Origin of the sequence: Actinoplanes sp. NPDC049265 (assembly GCF_043197135.1) — a bacterium.
GTDB lineage: Bacteria > Actinomycetota > Actinomycetes > Mycobacteriales > Micromonosporaceae > Actinoplanes.
The window spans coordinates 30339-44836 of record NZ_JBICSP010000026.1 but is presented as its reverse complement, the minus strand read 5'-3'; the positions used below and the strand labels follow the sequence as shown (position 1 = coordinate 44836).

Genomic DNA, 14498 nt, shown 5'->3' with positions numbered 1-14498 from the left:
GCTCGGCAGCCGGCTCACGCCGGCACGGAGCGAAGCGGAGTGCTGACGTGAGCCAGGAGGAGTACCGCCGTGCGACCCTCCCCGGGCATGTCGACTTCGAGCTGCCCGTCGATGACGCCGCGCCGCGGAAGATCAACGGCAACCACCCTCTGAACGGGCGTGAGCCGCGGCCGGCGCCGCCCGAGGAGCAGCGCGACGCGGTCGACGTCTGGGATCAGCGGGTGGCCAAGGGGCTCGCGTTCCTGCGCCGGCGGCTGACCGGCGCCTACCCGGTGGACGACTTCGGATTCGACGCCGATCTCACCGATTCGGTGTTCCTGCCGCTGCTCAACCGCCTCTACCGGGACTGGTTCCGGACCGAGGTGTTCGACGTCGAGAACGTTCCGGAAACCGGTGGGGGCCTGCTCGTCGGCAACCATTCGGGCGTACTGGCCCTGGACGCGTTGATGCTCTCGGCGGCGTTGCGGGACCGGCACCCGGCCGACCGGCACCTCCGGCTGCTCGGCGCCGACCTGGTCTTCCGCGTACCGATCATGTCCGAACTGGCTCGTAAGGCCGGCGCCACGGTCGCCTGCAACCCGGACGCCGAGCGTCTGATGCGTACCGGTGAACTGGTCGGGGTTTTTCCGGAGGGTTTCAAGGGCACCGGCAAGCTGTACGCCGACCGGTACAAACTCCAGCGCTTCGGCCGCGGCGGCTTCGTCTCGGCGGCTCTGCGGACCGGCACCCCGATCGTGCCGGTCGGCATCGTCGGCGCCGAGGAGATCTATCCGATGCTGGCCGACTTCAAGCCGCTGGCCCGGCTGCTCGGTGTCCCGTACTTCCCGGTCACGCCGTTCTTCCCGTGGCTCGGCCCGCTCGGCCTGGTGCCGCTGCCGAGCAAGTGGATGATCCAGTTCTGCCCGCCGATCCCGACCGCGCATCTCACCGAGTACGCGGACGACCCGATGGTGGTCTACAACCTGGCCGACCAGGTTCGCGAGACGATCCAGGCCACGCTGCACGACCTGCTGGCGAAAAGGCCGGACCCTTTCGGCCTATAAGGACGTATTATGTGGCTGAGGGGCGGCCCCGGTTCAACCCGGCACCGCCCCTCGCCACGTAAAAGAGCCTCAGTGGTGGGCCAGAGCGGCATTCGCGCAGCGAATATCGCCCTGGCCCACCACTTTGTCCCGGGTCCGTTCAGTGGCCGAGGATTCCGCCCAGCAGGCCGTCGAGGAAGCTCTTGTCCTCTCCGGACCCGGTGGCCGGCGACTGGGCCGGGGCCGGCACGTCAACCATCGGAGTGTCACTCGACGGAGTGATCTTGGTGCGGCTGTCGCCCGGCTGGTTGGCCGGCGTCGTGCTCGCCGGGCCGGTGGCCGGGGTGGTCGTGCGTCCGGCGGCCGGGTCGGTCTTCTCCGGGCGGGCCGCGCCGGTGGTGGCCGGCTGCTTGTCACCGGAGGACGCCGGGCCGTCGCCGGTCGAGCCGGGCTTGCTGCCCGCCCTCTGGCCGTGCCCCTGGGTGCCCCCGTCGCTGCTGGTCGAGTCCTTGCCGGCGATGCACCCGCGCAGCCGCGGACCGAGCGAGTCGGCGTCTGTTCGGGTGACCGTGCCACAGGACAGCCCGGCGCGGATTTCCTCGGCCCGGGCCTGCGCGTTGTCCAGCAGAGAGAGTGAGGCGCCGGCCCGCTCCTGGTCGGTCGGTGCCAGCCGGTCCAGCAGCGGCTCGAACGTCTGCCGCTGACCGGCGACGAACGTGTCGATCCGGCTCAGCGGCGCCTTGTCGCTGCGCGCGACGGCGGCCTCGGTGAGCAGTTTGACGCCCTGCCGGGTGTCCGCGTCCATGTCGTCGAGCACGCCGGCGAACCCGGTCGCGCCGCCGGGCAGCGCGGCCGCCTCGGCCAACCTGGTGCGGGCGAAGTCCAGCGACAGCTGGCCCCGGGTGACGTCCGAGCCGGCCATCGCCAGCTGGGCCCGCTCGGTGGAGCGCTTGATGCCGTACAGGGTGTCCCCGGGTGCGGCGTTCTCGCTGGCCGCGGAGATCCCGGAGACGGCCATCGCACCGGCCGCGACGCCGATCACGATGGCACCGCGGGCCCGGATCCGGCGCCCGCTGAAGCTCAGCCCGCGCCGTGTCGCGACGGCGTGGTCGCCGACCGGCTCGGTCACGGCCGGGGCCGTCCGGCCGATCCCGTCCCGCTCGGCCGTGGCCACGAGCATCGCTCGCAGCCCGGTGCGGAACTCGTAGTCCACCCGCGCTCGCGGGCGCGCCGCGGAAAGGGTGTGACCGATGGCGACGAGCTCGGCGAGCTCCTCGTCGGCCGGCACACGCGAGTGGTGCCGACGGCCGCCGCCGGTCTCGTCGAGAAGTTCCGCGAAGCGTTCGGCGCGCCGCCGGTCGATGAAGTCGAACCTCACCGTGGGCACCTCCCTTCGCTCGTGTCTGATCCACCGATCGCGTGACCGACGGGCGCGACCGCGGGTCGCACCCGGACAAACGCTCCGGGGATGTCTAGGGTTACGGGCATCGACAATCGGTGAAGTGTCACGTCCTTGACCTGATGCCGGGCTACCACTGGAACCCTTCGGGCAGCAGCCGGGCCAGGGCACGGACCGCGCGATACTGCAGGGCCTTGATCGCGCCTTCGTTCTTGCCCATCGTCTGTGCCGTCTCGGCCACCGAGAAGCCCTGCAGGAAACGCAGCACGATGCACTCCTGCTGCTCGGGGTTGAGCTGCTTGACCGCGGTGAGCAGGGCGACGTTGGTGATGTGGTCGACTACGGCCGATTCCGGGCTGCCCTCGGGACCGCGGTCCTCGCGGTCGGCGTCGAGCACGTCGCCGGTGGTCACCTCGAGCCGGTACCGGCCCGACTTGAAGTGGTCGGCGACCAGGTTGCGGGCGATGGTGACCAGCCAGGCGCCGAGGTCTCGGCCCTGCCAGGTGAAGCTGCCGATGCGTTTGAGGGCCCGCAGGAAGGTGTCCGAGGTGAGGTCCTCGGCCAGCTGCCGGTTGCCGACCCGGAAGTAGACGAAACGGAAGACGGTGTCGACGTACCGGTCGTAGATCAGGCCGAACGCCTCGGCCTCGCCGGCCTGGGCCCGCTCGACCAGCGCCCACACCTCGGCGGCGGCGTCACTCGGGTCCGGGCGGGCCGGGTACTTCGGTGGTTCCGATTCGGTCGGCGGGCCGGTGGTGCTCTGGGCCGGCACGACCACCTGGGCCTCGGGACCCTCGACGGGACGGGTCTCGCCGTCCAGGCCGCGCTGGCCGGGGCCGGGCTGGGCGGGCATCGGCGGGCGGCCGGGCATGGCCACGCGACCGCCGCCGACCGGCTTGACGTTGCCGGTGGGCGGGGAATGCCGGCTGGGGGACTCGTTGATGTGCGGCCGGTTGCGGGTCCGTTTGGGACTGTCGCCCCGGATGGCGTGGGCGACGAACGTCTCCACGGAGCCGGCCAGCCGGCTCAGCCCCGAGTTGAGCGTGAGGCGTGCCGAGCCGTACGGATCGCCGGCGTACACATCACTCACTGCGCCTCTCCGTCCCGCCTGAGCGGCATTGGTGATGAATCCGTGCTTCGTGTGGCACAGCGGCCTCCTCGGGGTGAGGGATGGTCACTCACAACAAAAGGGGTGGGCCGAGCCCGGGCTTTGCCGGGTTCTCGACCGCACCCATGGATGTGGAGCCCGTTACACAGAAGGGAGTGTCACGGAATCCGGACACACGGAGTCGCACACCGTGTGCGCTGCGCGAAAACCGCATGAAGTGGCGCAGACAAGACAACAGGAACATCTGCCACGATGTACGCCACACTCCGGACGCAGACGGACAAGTTGTCCGTCGTCCTCCGTCCGTGGGTGATGTGCGACACTCGCTCGTCGTGGAGAACAGAGCGCGCGACGCCGTCCGTGAGGCCGCCCGACGCCGTCCCGACGGGATCGCGCTGATCGCCGGGGAAACCTCGCTGACCTGGTCGGACGTCGACGGGCGGGTGGATCGTGGGGCGGCCCGGCTGAGCACGCTGGTCGATCGGCGCGGTGGTCGCGTGGGCATCGTCCTCGGGACCTCGATCGACTTTGCCGTCACGTACTTCGCGGTGCTGCGGGCGGGGCTGGTGGCGGTGCCGCTCAACCCCGGATACACCACCGACGAGCTGACCTACGCACTCACCGACGCCGACGTGTCGCTGGTGGTCACGGGCGGCGCGATCGAGGGCGTGTCGTGCGTGTCGCCGTCGGACCTCGACCAGCCGGCCGGCGGCACCCAGCCCGAGGTCGCGGCCGGCCAGCTCGCCGTGCTGCTCTACACCTCGGGCACCAGCGGGCGGCCCCGGGGCGCGATGCTCAGCCACGCCGCGCTGGCCGCCAACCACGAGCAGCTGGACCGGATCGAGCCGGCCGTCGTCGGCCCGGACGACGTAGTGCTGCTCACCGTGCCGTTCTTCCACGCCTACGGGCTGAACACCGGGCTCGGCAGCGTCGCCCACCACGCCGCCACGGGCGTGCTGGTGGAGCGCTTCGACCCAGAGGACTCGCTGCGGGTGATCGCCGAGCGCGGCGTGACCGTGACGGTCGGCGTGCCCGGCATGTACGCGGCGTGGTCCCGTACCCCGGAAACAGCCGGCGCCGCACTGACCGCCCTGCGCACCGCCGTCTGTGGCGCCGCGCCGCTCGACCCCGACGTGGCCGCCCGCTTCACCGCCGCCACTGGCAAGACCGTGATCATCGGGTACGGCCTGACCGAGACCGCCCCGGTCCTGACCACCACCGCGGTGAGCGACCGGGGCAAAACCGGCTCGATCGGGCGCCCGCTGCCCGGCGTGGAACTGCGGCTCCGGACCGCGCAGGGTGAGGTGCTCTGGGCCGACGGCACCCCGGCCCCGGCCGAGGACCTGGCCGAACTGGACCTCTCGGTCGAGGATTCGGCCGGCACCGACCCGGGCGAGATCGTGGTCCGCGGCGCCAACCTGTTCGACGGCTACTGGCCGGACGGGCGGGACGGGCCGGACGCCGACGGGTGGTGGGGCACCGGCGACATCGCGTACGCGGACGGGGACGGCGATCTGCACCTGGTCGACCGGATCGGCGAGCTGATCCTGGTCAACGGCTTCAACGTCTACCCCGCCGAGATCGAGCGAGTGCTGGACGCGCATCCGGGCGTGGCCGAGGCGGCGGTGATCGCGGTGCCCGATCCGGCGACCGGGCAGGCGCCGCACGCGTACGTCGTGCCGGCCCTGGACCCGCCACCGACCCCGGCCGAGCTCCGTGTCTTCTGCGCCGCCCAGCTGGCCCGCTTCAAGCTGCCCGCCACCATCGAGCTGGTCCCGGCGCTGCCACACTCGGCTCTGGGCAAATTGCGGAAACGGGAGCTGCGATGACGAGCAGGGTCACGCTGATCAGCCGGGACGGGTGCCACCTGTGCCAGGTGGCCGAGGAGGCACTGGAACGCGTGGTGCCCGGCGCCTGGGACCGGGTCGACGTGGAGTCGTCGCTGGAGCTGGAGCGCGACTTCGGCGACCGGGTGCCGGTGGTTTTGCTCGACGGCAAGGAGCACGGCTACTGGCGGGTCGAGGAGGAACGGCTGCGCCGCGATATTGCCAAGCCGCCGGGAGCGCCGCGACTGTAGGTTGTGCGCGTGGCGCGTACGCATCTGGTCTGGGATTGGAACGGCACCCTGCTCGACGACTTCGCACTGGTGGTCACCGCCACCAACCAGGCGTTCGCGGCGGTCGGCGGCCCCGGCGTCAGCGCCGAGGAGCACCGCACCCGGTTCCGGCGGCCGGTGGCCGAGTTCTACGCCGAGATCCTCGAGCGGGCGGTCGACGACGAGGAGTTCGGCCGGCTCGACCGGATCTTCCACGACGCGTACCGGCTCGGGTTGACCACGATGGCCCTGGCCGCGGACGCCAAAGAGGCACTGACCAGCTGGTCCGGCAGCCAGTCGCTGCTGTCCATGTGGTTCCACAGCGAGCTCGTGCCGGCCCTGGAAACGTACGGGCTGACCGGTCATTTCACCCGGGTCGACGGGTTGCGGACCGAGGTCGGCGGCGACCTGAAGGCCGGGCACCTGGCCGGCCATCTGCGTGAGATCGGGGTCACTGGCACCGAGACGGTGCTGATCGGCGACTCGCTCGACGACGCCGCGGCGGCCACGGCCAACGGCGCCGCGGTCGTGCTCTACACCGGCGGCTTCACCGACGCGACGCGGCTGCGGACGGTCGGGTGCCCGGTCGCTGACTCCCTGGTCGAGGCCGTGGAGATCGCCCGCACGCTTTGATACGTGACGTCGGGATCGCGACGCGATTGGTCATGGGCGGGTTCGACCGGTAATACTCGGTTGAGCCCGCCTCTGTTACCACGGCGAGTGGATCTTAGTACAGGCCTCCTATCAAGATCGCGATTTGTGCACGCCTTCACAAGCGCCTACTCTGTGACTCCGTCGAGCCCCGCTATCACAGCCGGACCTTGCCGTTCACGGGGGGCTCGCTTCAGGTCAGCCATCTCGTCGGCACGGAGTCAGATGAGCGAGCAGCGACACGGAAACACGCCCGGCACCCCGGGGGCGGTCCACGCCTTCCCGGACCTCCCCGAGGCGACGATCGCCCGGCTGCCGGAGTATCTCCGCGCGCTGCACAACCTCGAGGACGGTGCCGAGACCATCTCCAGCGAGGCGCTGGCCGCGGCGGCCGGGGTCAACTCGGCCAAGCTCCGCAAGGACCTCTCCCACCTCGGCTCCTACGGCACCCGCGGCGTCGGCTACGACGTGGCGCTGCTCACCGCCCAGATCGAATACATCCTCGGGCTCGACCAGCGCCGTGCGGTCGGCCTGGTCGGCGTCGGCAACCTCGGCCACGCGCTGGCCGGCTACGACGGCTTCGCCAGCCGCGGCTTCCGGATCGTCGCGCTCTTCGACGCCGCCCCCGGCCGCGTCGGTGAGGAGATCAACGGTCTGGTCGTACGCCACATCGACGAACTGCCACAGGTCGCCGCCGAGGAATCGATCGCGATCGGCGTGATCGCCACGCCCGCCTCAGCCGCGCAGGCCGTCGCCGACGACCTCGTCGCCGCCGGGGTCACCAGCATTCTGAACTTCGCGCCATGCGTGCTGTCGGTGCCCGCCGGTGTCGACGTGCGCAAGGTCGACCTGGCCATCGAGCTGCAGATCCTCTCCTTCCATGAGCACCGCAAGGCATCGCTGACCGCGTTGCCCGGCGGCCGGACCGAGGCGGTGGGGTCGTGAACCTGCTCAGTGTCGGCGCGTCCTACCGGACCGCGGACGTCGCCACCCTGGAACGCCTCGCCTTCACGCCGTCGCGGCAGGTCGAGGCGCTGGCCCAGCTGGTCCGGCAGCCCTACGTCGGCGAGGCCGTCGTGGTGTCCACCTGCAACCGGGTCGAGGTCTACGCGGCGGTCACCGGCTTCCACGGCGGCCTCGGCGACATCTGCGGTGTGCTGGCCGAACACGCCGGCCTCAGTGGCAACGACCTCGCCGCCCACCTTTACGTGCACTACGACGAGGCGGCGGTTCGGCACGCCTTCCGGGTCGCGGCCGGACTCGACTCGATGGTCGTCGGCGAGGCCCAGATCCTCGGGCAGCTGCGGGACGCGTACCACGTGGCCACCGAGGCCGACTCAGCCGGCCGCCTGCTGCACGAGCTGATGCAACAGACGCTGCGAGTCGGCAAGCGGGCACACGCCGAGACCGGCATCGACAAGGCCGGCCAGAGCGTGGTCACCGCTGCCCTCGACGTGGCCGCCCAGCGGATCGGCGACCTGACCGGCCGGCCCGCGCTGGTGATCGGGGCCGGCGCGATGGGTGCGCTGTCGGTCGCCACGCTCACTCGCACCGGGGTCGGGCCGGTCAGCATCACCAACCGCGGCGCTGCGCGCGCGGAGCGGCTCGCCGAGGCGTACGGCGCGACCGCCGTTCCCTATGCCGACCTGCCGGCCGCACTCTCCGAAGCCGACATCGTCATCAGCGCCACCGCGTCCTCGGCGCCGGTACTCGACCGCGACCTGCTCGCCGCCGCGGCGCCGCTGGTCGTGCTCGACCTGGCCGTGCCCCGCGACGTCGCACCGGACGCGACCGACGTCGACGGCGTGACCGTGATCGACATCGAGGGCCTGGCCGACAGCCGGCGTGCCCTCCCGGCAGCGGCCGAGACCGCGGCGGTCGAGCAGATCGTGGCCGCTGAGGTCGAGCACTTCCTGGCCTGGCTCCGCGGATCGGACATCGCCCCCACGGTCGCCGCCCTGCGCACCCGGGCCGACGACGTGGTGGCCGGTGAGCTGCGCAAGCTGACCGCCCGACGGCCGGAATTCACCGAGGAGCAACGGGCCGACGTTTCCCGTACTCTGCACCGGGTCGTCCAGCAGTTGCTGCACTCGCCGACCGTGCGGGTCCGGCAGCTGGCCGCCGAGCCCGGTGGCGATCAGTACGCCGCCCTGCTGCGCGAGCTGTTCGACCTGGACGTCCCACTGGCCACCCAGGCCAACGCCGTACCGGAGATCGGGGGAGAAGCATGAGGACGTCACTGCGCCTCGGCACCCGGGGCTCCAAACTCGCCCTGGCCCAGTCCCAGCAGGTCGCCGACGCTCTGACCGCGGCCACCGGTCACCCGGTCGAGTTGGTGCGCATCGCTACCGCGGGTGACCGTTCGGCAGCGCCCGTGGCCGAGCTCGGGGTCGGGGTCTTCGTGTCCGCACTACGGGACGCGCTGATCGCCGACGAGATCGACTTCGCCGTCCACTCGTACAAGGACCTGCCCACCGCGGCCCACCCGAGCCTGCACATCGCCGCGGTTCCCGAGCGTGCCGACCCCCGCGACGCGCTGATCGCCCGCGATGGCCTGACCCTGACCGAGCTGCCGGCGGGTTCGCAGATCGGAACCGGCGCGGTGCGCCGAATCGCGCAACTGCACGCTTTGGGCCTACAGTTGCGGATCACTCCGATCCGGGGAAACGTCGACAGCCGGATCGCTCGGGTGCTCGGCACCGACGCCGACCTCGACGCGGTCGTCGTGGCCCGGGCCGGAGTGACGCGTATCGGCCGCACGGCCGATATCACCGAGACGCTGGACCCGATGCTCATGCTGCCCGCCCCGGCCCAGGGCGCGCTGGCGGTGGAGTGCCGGTCCGACGACGCGGACCTGGTCGAGCTGCTGGCCGCACTCGACCACGCACCGTCCCGCTACGCCGTCATGGCGGAACGGGCGTTGCTGGCCACCCTGGAGGCCGGGTGTTCCGCCCCGGTCGCCGCCTATGCCGAAATCGCCGAAGGCGACGAAGGTGACGAGATCTACCTGCGCGGTGCCGTGATCAGCCCGGACGGGGGCCGAGACGTCCGGTTGTCGCGCACCGGAACGCCCGCCGACGTCGAGGAGATCGGCAAGGCACTCGCCGCCGATCTCCTCGACGCCGGCGCCGACACCCTGATGGGGAGCACAGCATGACCACCCGCACCGCCCGCAAGCCCGCCGGACGCATCGCGTTCGTCGGCGCCGGACCCGGCGACCCGGAGCTGTTGACGCGCCGGGCGCACGACGCACTGGTCGAGGCCGACCAGGTGGTCTATGACAGTGGCGTTCCCGATACCCTGCTCGCCGCGATCAAGGCCCAGGCCAAGGCCGACGCCCAGTTCAGCCCGGCCGAGGGCGCGTCCGGCGACGTGGCCAAGGTGCTGATCTCGGCCGCCCGCTCCGGGCAGAACGCGGTGCACCTGGTCTCCGGCGACCCGTTCGGGCACGAGACAGTGGTCCGTGAGGTGCAGGCGGTCGCGCGGACGGCCGTGCACTTCGAGGTGGTGCCCGGCATCGGGCAGGCCGAGGGTGTGGCCACCTACGCCGGGGTGCCGCTGCCGGGCGTACGCACCGCCGCCGACGTCGACGACGTGGCCGCCCTCGACTTCGAGAGCCTGGCCAACGCCGCGCGCAAGGGCACCTTCGCCGTGGCCGTGGATGCTGGCGACCTCGCCGCGGTCCGGGACGGGCTGCTTGCCACCGGCATCGAGCCCGGCACGGCGGTCGCGGTGACCGGCGACGGCACCGGCGAGACGCAATACACGACCACGTCCACCGTGGACAGCTTCGTCGCCGCGGCGCTCGGCTTCACCGGCCGGGTCGTCCTCACGGTGGGTGCCGAGGTCGCGCACCGCGACAAGATGAGCTGGTGGGAAAACCGGCCGCTGTACGGCTGGAAGGTTCTCGTCCCGCGGACCAAGGAGCAGGCCGGCGCGATGAGTGCACGGCTGCGGGCCTACGGCGCCATCCCGTGCGAGGTCCCGACCATCGCGGTCGAGCCGCCGCGTACCCCGGCCCAGATGGAACGCGCGGTCAAGGGCCTGGTCGACGGCCGCTACGCCTGGGTCGTCTTCACCTCGGTCAACGCGGTCCGCGCGGTCTGGGAGAAGTTCGCCGAGCACGGCCTCGACGCCCGCCACTTCGGCGGCGTCAAGATCGCCTGTATCGGTGAGGCCACCGCCGACGCCGTCCGCTCGTTCGGCATCCAGCCCGAGCTGGTCCCGGGCGGTGACCAGTCCAGCGAGGGCCTGCTGGCCGAGTTCTCGCCGCACGACGAGATCCTCGACCCGGTCGGCCGGGTGCTGCTGCCGAGGGCCGACATCGCCACTGAAACGCTCGCCGCCGGCCTGCTCGAGCGCGGCTGGGAGGTCGACGACGTGACCGCGTACCGCACGGTCCGCGCCGCGCCGCCGCCGGCCGACATCCGCGACGCCATCAAGTCCGGCGGCTTCGACGCGGTGCTGTTCACCAGTTCCTCGACGGTCCGCAACCTGGTCGGCATCGCCGGCAAGCCGCACGCCCGCACGGTCGTCGCGGTGATCGGCCCAAAGACGGCCGAGACCGCCACCGAGTTCGGCCTCCGGGTCGACGTGCAGCCGCAGCACGCGTCGGTGCCCGACCTGGTCGAGGCGCTGGCCGAGTACGCGATCGAGCTCCGCGAGAAGCTCGCCGCCATGCCGGCCAAGCAGCGCCGCGGCTCGAAGGTGCAGGGGCCGACGGCTCTCCGCTTCCGCTAGAGCGAGCATTGCCGCTTAGAGCGCGCACTGCCGCTAGAGCGAGCACTGCCGCTAGAGCCAGCACTGCCGCTAGAGCCAGCACTGTCGTTAGAGCCAGCACTGTCGCTAGGGGTTACTTGATGACTTACCCGGACGTCCGCCCACGTCGCCTCCGCCGCAGCGCCGCCGTCCGCCGCCTGGTCGAGGAGACGCGGGTGGCGCCGGCCGAGCTGGTGCTGCCGCTTTTCGTCAAGGAGGGCCTGACCGAGCCGCGAGCGATCAGCTCGATGCCCGGCCAGGTCCAGCACTCCCGCGAGAGCCTGCGCAAGGCCGTCCGCGACGCGGTCAGCGCCGGCGTCGGCGGCATCATGATCTATGGCGTGCCGACCGACGACCACAAGGACGAGACCGGCAGCCAGGGCCTCGACCCCGACGGCATCCTGAACGTGGCCATCCGCGACGTCATCGCCGAGGTGGGCGACAGCACTGTCGTCATGAGCGACCTCTGCCTGGACGAGTTCACCAGCCACGGCCACTGCGGGGTGCTGGCCCCCGACGGCTCGGTCGACAACGACGTCACCCTCGCCCTCTACGCCGAGATGGGCGTGGCCCAGGCCACCGCCGGCGCCCACATGCTCGGCACCTCCGGCATGATGGACGGCCAGGTCGGCGTGGTCCGCAAGGCGCTTGACCAGGCCGGCTTCCAGGACACTTCAATCCTGGCGTACGCGGCCAAGTACGCCGGCGCCTTCTACGGCCCCTTCCGGCAGGCCGTGGAAAGCTCGTTGCAGGGCGACCGCCGCCAATACCAACAGGACCCAGGCAACGCCCGCGAGGCCATCCGCGAGACCGAGCTCGACATCGCCGAGGGCGCCGACATCGTCATGGTCAAGCCCGCCCTGCCCTACCTGGACATCATCACCCGCCTCCGCGACAGAGTAGAAGTCCCGATCGCGGCCTACCAGGTCAGCGGCGAATACTCGATGATCGAGGCGGCCGCGGCCAACGGCTGGATCGACCGCGAACGCGCCATCCTCGAGTCCCTGACCTCGATCAAACGGTCTGGCGCCCAGATCATCCTCACCTACTGGGCCACCGAGGTGGCCCAACTCCTCCGCGACCGCTACTGACCCTCCTCCGCGACCGCTACTGCCCCTCCTCCGCGCCCCACCCCCTGGATCAAGGACTCCCCGCGTCGTCCTCATCGGCTGAGCGAAGACGACAGGTCACCAGATCCGGCCGCGGGCATCTCCTCCGCCCCGCCTTCCTCCCCTTTCTCCTTCCTTTTCCGGCCCGCGCCCCGTCCTTTCTCCGGGCTGCCCCCGCCCGCCCTTTTCCGGGTCGGCCTCGCCTGTCCGTTTCTGAGCCGGCCTCGTCCGCCCTTTCCGGCCGCCCGCGCCGAGCCCCGCCCCCTTGCCATTTCCGGCTGTGGGCCGTGCAGCCGTGCACCGTCCCGTCGCCGCCTCCAACCAGGACGTAACGCTCCGTGGCGCCCTGCCCTGCCTCCGCCCTTTCCCTGCTCCGCCCTTTGCTCTGAGCACAAATACGCATCACCGAGCTTGACCTGCTGTTTCCAATCGGGCGCGGGCTGACGGGCATTCAATCCGCAGTAGCGGAGCGTGAGGAGCCTTGGCCTTGCTCTGAGCACAAGTACGCATCACAGGTTGCCCGCGCCGCGTTGTCGCAGGTCCTGCCGTCGTGGGGCCGCAGCCAGGCCCCGTCTGCTCGCAACTCATTGAGGGCGGGCGTCCGCGCCGGCTCGCGATCATGAAGGCCCTGATGCGTATTTGTGCTCAGAGCAAAGGGCGCGCGAGAGGGTGGTGGGTGGCTGGGCGGTCGTGGGCGGGCGAGGAAAGTTGTCCACAGGCGTCATCGGCGGGGGCGGCTGAAGTGTCAGCATTTCGGCCATGACAGCAGTCGAGGTGGACGGATTTCCCATCGTCGGGCTGGTGCGCCAAGTGCGGCGGACCGCGAGCTTCAGCCAGCGTGAGTTGGCGAAGGCCACCGGCGTTTCGCAGGCGACGGTGAGCCGGATCGAGGCGGGCACCGTGATTCCCAGCTTGGCGATGCTGTCACGGCTCTTGCGGCCGGCTGAGTTCTGGCTGGTCGCGGTGGACGAGGACGGGCGGATGGTGGTGCCGATGGACGACTGGGACGACACGCGGGACGGGGCGGGGCGGCGTTATCCGAGCCATCTGGACACGATTCTCGATCCGAAGCCAGGCGAATGGTGGGCTGACCAATATGGGCTGGCCCGGCCGCCCGAGACCTTTCATCGGGATCGGGAGCACCGGGACGTGATGCGCCTTCGCAGTCAGTGGGAGGTTCGGGCCATGAAGAATCGCCACGTTCCGCCGCCGCCCGACCCGGATGTCTGGTGGCTGCTCCATCGCCACCTTGACTAGGACCGTGCGGGTGGCCCGATCACTCGGCCGGGGCCAGGCGCTGCACCAGGTCGGGCACGCCGGTGCCGTACTCGCACCAGTCGCGGTCGAGCTGGAAGCCGAGCTCGGCGTTCACCTTGAGCATCGACTCGTTCTGCTGGGCGTTCCAGGTCTGCACCTCGAGCAGGCCCGGCTCGGCACTGCGCAGCTCGAACAGCATGCGTGCCTTGATCGCGCGGTCGATGCCGTAGCCGCGGTGGTCGCGGACGACGATCGTGTCGTACTGGTCGGCTCGCTCCGGGTGCTGGGCCGGGACGACGACCTCGGTCAGGCCGGCCACCGCGCCGGTCGCCTCGTGGATGGCCAGCACGATGTACGGTTTCAGGCCGCGCCGGTGCAACGTCTGCAGGCTGTCCTTGAGACGCTGTGGATCGGAGCTGCGTGGCTGCATCTCCTGGTCGGCGTCCTCGGCCTCGGTCTTGGCCTGGGCGTACGCCTCGATCAGCTCGTCCGGCGGGCCGCCCGGGTGGTACTCCACGCGGTAGCCCTGGCTGATCCCGTTGGCCATCTCGCCCAGCGTCGACCAGTCCACCTTGGACAGGTGCAGCACACTGCGCGTCTCGACGTACTCCTTCTCGAAGCCCAGCGCCTCGTAGAACCCGATCGCCGGCGTCTTCCCAATCGCCTCGACCCCCAGGGACGAGAAGCCTTCGAGGTACGCGCGCCGCGCCGCGACCGCCACCAGCTCGCGACCGAGCCCGCGCCGGCGCAGCCGCGGATGCACCAGCACCTCGAGCACGCCGATGCTGCCCAGGAGCAGCAGGTTCACGTGCGCGAAGATCCGGCTCTCGCCTTCGGGCAGGCGGTCGTCCTCAGCCACCCAGCTGATCCGGCGTTCGCCCGGCATGCACTCGGCCAGATAGTCTCTGACCTGCGTCTCACGCCACGGCGGATCATCTGGCAGGTCCTGGGCCAGAACCGCGTTCACCGTCTCCACGAGCGATTGGATCTCACCGTCCGAAGCCGCTCGCGGATCCCATTCACGCACCCTCACCCGTACAGCTTGCCGGGTGCGGGCACGAACGGGAAGTACTGGGGAGGCATTCGTGCCCATCTGCTC

At 70.9% G+C, this 14498-nt stretch carries 12 protein-coding genes and 1 pseudogene; 10 read left to right on the top strand and 3 right to left on the bottom strand.

Annotated features, from left to right (window positions below; genetic code table 11):
- Positions 1–47: 47 nt before the first annotated feature.
- Complete coding sequence (locus ACGFIO_RS39165) at positions 48–1043, top strand: lysophospholipid acyltransferase family protein (RefSeq protein ID WP_392834998.1); 996 nt, start codon at positions 48–50, stop codon at positions 1041–1043.
- Between the two features lie 487 nt (positions 1044–1530).
- On the opposite strand, the pseudogene ACGFIO_RS39160 reads toward ACGFIO_RS39165, so the two are convergent.
- Together ACGFIO_RS39160 and ACGFIO_RS39155 are read right to left on the bottom strand one after the other, a co-directional pair.
- Positions 1531–2409, bottom strand: a pseudogene (locus tag ACGFIO_RS39160) (DUF5667 domain-containing protein); the annotation flags it as partial.
- A 142-nt stretch (positions 2410–2551) separates the two neighbouring features.
- The gene (locus tag ACGFIO_RS39155; RefSeq protein ID WP_392835190.1) at positions 2552–3430 is read right to left on the bottom strand and encodes an ECF subfamily RNA polymerase sigma factor, BldN family; all 879 of its coding nucleotides are present in this window, start codon (positions 3428–3430) and stop codon (positions 2552–2554) included.
- Between the two features lie 431 nt (positions 3431–3861).
- On the opposite strand from ACGFIO_RS39155, the gene ACGFIO_RS39150 reads away from it, so the two are divergent.
- From ACGFIO_RS39150 to ACGFIO_RS39110, 9 genes are all read left to right on the top strand, one after another.
- Complete coding sequence (locus ACGFIO_RS39150) at positions 3862–5358, top strand: class I adenylate-forming enzyme family protein (RefSeq protein WP_392834997.1); 1497 nt, start codon at positions 3862–3864, stop codon at positions 5356–5358.
- Positions 5355–5606, top strand: coding sequence for a glutaredoxin family protein (locus tag ACGFIO_RS39145; protein ID WP_392834995.1), 252 nt, complete (start codon positions 5355–5357; stop codon positions 5604–5606). The genes ACGFIO_RS39150 and ACGFIO_RS39145 overlap by 4 nt, the downstream gene beginning before the upstream one ends.
- A gap of 9 nt (positions 5607–5615) precedes the next feature.
- Positions 5616–6257: an HAD family hydrolase gene (locus tag ACGFIO_RS39140; protein WP_392834992.1), complete on the top strand. Its 642-nt coding sequence runs from the start codon at positions 5616–5618 to the stop codon at positions 6255–6257.
- A gap of 243 nt (positions 6258–6500) precedes the next feature.
- Positions 6501–7220 (top strand): redox-sensing transcriptional repressor Rex, encoded by a 720-nt coding sequence (locus ACGFIO_RS39135; RefSeq protein WP_392834990.1) that lies wholly within the window; start codon positions 6501–6503, stop codon positions 7218–7220.
- A complete protein-coding gene (locus tag ACGFIO_RS39130) occupies positions 7217–8506 on the top strand; it encodes a glutamyl-tRNA reductase (RefSeq protein WP_392834988.1) in 1290 nt (429 codons plus the stop codon). The genes ACGFIO_RS39135 and ACGFIO_RS39130 overlap by 4 nt, the downstream gene beginning before the upstream one ends.
- Positions 8503–9432, top strand: coding sequence for a hydroxymethylbilane synthase (gene hemC, locus ACGFIO_RS39125; protein ID WP_392834985.1), 930 nt, complete (start codon positions 8503–8505; stop codon positions 9430–9432). Before ACGFIO_RS39130 ends, hemC begins: the two co-directional genes overlap by 4 nt.
- Positions 9429–11015: a uroporphyrinogen-III synthase gene (locus ACGFIO_RS39120; protein WP_392834984.1), complete on the top strand. Its 1587-nt coding sequence runs from the start codon at positions 9429–9431 to the stop codon at positions 11013–11015. Before hemC ends, ACGFIO_RS39120 begins: the two co-directional genes overlap by 4 nt.
- 119 nt (positions 11016–11134) lie before the next feature.
- Complete coding sequence (hemB, locus tag ACGFIO_RS39115; protein ID WP_392834982.1) at positions 11135–12124, top strand: porphobilinogen synthase; 990 nt, start codon at positions 11135–11137, stop codon at positions 12122–12124.
- Between the two features lie 777 nt (positions 12125–12901).
- Positions 12902–13399 (top strand): helix-turn-helix domain-containing protein, encoded by a 498-nt coding sequence (locus ACGFIO_RS39110; protein WP_392834979.1) that lies wholly within the window; start codon positions 12902–12904, stop codon positions 13397–13399.
- A 19-nt stretch (positions 13400–13418) separates the two neighbouring features.
- Here ACGFIO_RS39110 and ACGFIO_RS39105 read toward each other — a convergent pair whose 3' ends face one another.
- The gene (locus ACGFIO_RS39105; protein ID WP_392834976.1) at positions 13419–14375 is read right to left on the bottom strand and encodes a GNAT family N-acetyltransferase; all 957 of its coding nucleotides are present in this window, start codon (positions 14373–14375) and stop codon (positions 13419–13421) included.
- Positions 14376–14498 lie beyond the last annotated feature (123 nt).

Coding starts and splice junctions, on each gene's coding strand:
- hemB (WP_392834982.1), top strand. CDS start 11,135: ATGACTTACCCGGACGTCCGCCCACGTCGCCTCCGCCGCAGCGCCGCC.
- ACGFIO_RS39145 (WP_392834995.1), top strand. CDS start 5,355: ATGACGAGCAGGGTCACGCTGATCAGCCGGGACGGGTGCCACCTGTGC.
- ACGFIO_RS39135 (WP_392834990.1), top strand. CDS start 6,501: ATGAGCGAGCAGCGACACGGAAACACGCCCGGCACCCCGGGGGCGGTC.
- ACGFIO_RS39110 (WP_392834979.1), top strand. CDS start 12,902: ATGACAGCAGTCGAGGTGGACGGATTTCCCATCGTCGGGCTGGTGCGC.
- ACGFIO_RS39120 (WP_392834984.1), top strand. CDS start 9,429: ATGACCACCCGCACCGCCCGCAAGCCCGCCGGACGCATCGCGTTCGTC.
- hemC (WP_392834985.1), top strand. CDS start 8,503: ATGAGGACGTCACTGCGCCTCGGCACCCGGGGCTCCAAACTCGCCCTG.